1 protein-coding gene is annotated in these 1,840 nt (G+C 62.8%); it reads left to right on the forward strand.

Annotated elements, in window-relative coordinates:
- The first annotated feature begins 318 nt into the window (after positions 1–318).
- A complete protein-coding gene (locus WB402_RS09930) occupies positions 319–1,728 on the forward strand; it encodes an IS1380 family transposase (protein ID WP_424207409.1) in 1,410 nt (469 codons plus the stop codon).
- Positions 1,729–1,840 lie beyond the last annotated feature (112 nt).

The raw sequence follows: 1,840 nt of genomic DNA on the forward strand, positions 1-1,840 counted from the left end.
GGTCCCGCAAAGAACGTCAAAACCTTGTCACTGGTGGTCAGGCCGCCAAACAATCCAGTCACGGGGCGCTGGCGCTGGCCGGACAAGGACAAGCTGCGTCTGACCTGCGTGCCGCACTAGCGAGGCAGGGCTTTTGCCCAGAGCCCTGGACCCCTCCCGTCGGGTCGCTGTGTTTGAGCACCCAGCTCCCCTGGGACGGGTTGCGAACACCGGGCGCCGCTACCCCGCATTTCTCACGAGTAGACGAAGCATCCGCCCGCTCGACGTGATATTTTCTTTGTACCACCAAGGAAAACGAATCGCGGGGAGGCGGGGCGGATGCAGACAGAGTGTTATCAAGAATCGTTAGGTTTCCAAAGCCTGGGACGGCGTGAGGTGGTTGGACGTTTCGATGGCGGAGCGATCACTTCGGATGGCGGTGGGGTGCTGCTGCGGGAGGTCGAGCATCGGCTCAAGCTGCTCGATCGTTTCGCGGCGTGTTTCCGTGACTATCGCGCCCGTTGGGCAATCGAGTTTACGGTGCGCGAGTTGGTCGCCCAGCGTGTGATGGCACTGGCGTTGGGGTACGAAGATCTGAACGACCACGATGACCTGCGCGTCGATCCGTTGCTGGCAGTGTTGGCCGAGCGAACCGATCCCAACGGCAGCGATCGCATGCGCAAGCAGGACCGGGGCAAAGCGCTGGCCGGGAAGAGCACCCTCAATCGTCTGGAGCTGAGCGAGCCGGAGACGGCGGCCAGCGCGCGCTACAAGCGCATTGCCCTGGACTGGGAGCAAGTCGACCGGCTGTTGGTCGACGTGTTCATGGAGGCCCATGTCGCGGCGCCCGAATGGATCACCATCGACCTGGACGCCACCGACGACCCAATTCACGGTGAACAAGAGGGCCGCTTTTTCCACGGCTACTACGGCAACTACTGTTACCTGCCGCTGTACATCTTCTGTGGCGAACACCTACTGGCGGCCCGCTGGCGGACGTCGGATATCGATGGTTCGGAAGGCTCGGTACCGGAGCTGGAGCGCATCATCGGCCAGATCCGGCAGCGGTGGCCACACGTGAAGATCTTGATTCGCGCCGATTCGGGGTTTTGCCGCGAAGCGATCATGGCGTGGTGTGAAGGGCAGCACGAGATCTACTACGTGCTGGGCCTGGCACGGAACACGCGCCTGGAGAAAGAACTCGCGCCAGCGCTGGCCGAGGCTAAGGTGCTTTACGAGCAGACGCAGAAGGCGGCGCGGGTGTTCCACGAGTTTGGCTATCAGACCCGGAAGAGCTGGAGCCGCGAACGGCGCGTGATCGGCAAAGCGGAGGTGCTGGCTCTGGGGAATAATCCGCGCTTCATCGTCACCAATCTCACCGCCGCGCACCACTGCGGGCCCGAGCTCTACGAGCGGGTGTACTGTGCACGCGGCGACATGGAGAACCGCATCAAGGAACAGCAGCTGGCACTGTTCGCCGACCGGACCAGCACGGCGACGATGCGCGCCAATCAGTTGCGCCTGTACTTCTCGTCGATCGCCTACGCGTTGATGGTGGGCCTACGCCGGCTGGGGTTGGCCGGGACCGCGATGGCACAGGCTCAGTGTCAGACCATTCGGCTCAAGCTGTTGAAGATCGGCGCGCAGGTGCGCCTGACGGTGCGCAAGGTATGGGTGTCGTTTAGTAGTGCGTGTCCGTACGCGCAAACCTTCAAGCAGGCCTTCCGCAATCTTGCGGTCATGACCTGAGAGTGCCTGGTCCTGTCGTCGAAATCGCGCATCGTCCGCGCTGATCCTGCACCCATCGACGCCGCAGTGTGCCCGCGACATGCCCGATTCAGGGTGCGCAGCTGTTCAAGGC

Origin of the sequence: Sulfuricaulis sp. (assembly GCF_049587675.1) — a bacterium.
Taxonomy (GTDB): Bacteria; Pseudomonadota; Gammaproteobacteria; order Acidiferrobacterales; family Sulfurifustaceae; genus Sulfuricaulis.

Bases quoted from the DNA above. Each gene is read 5' to 3' on its own strand.
- WB402_RS09930 (WP_424207409.1), top strand. From the start codon at position 319: ATGCAGACAGAGTGTTATCAAGAATCGTTAGGTTTCCAAAGCCTGGGA.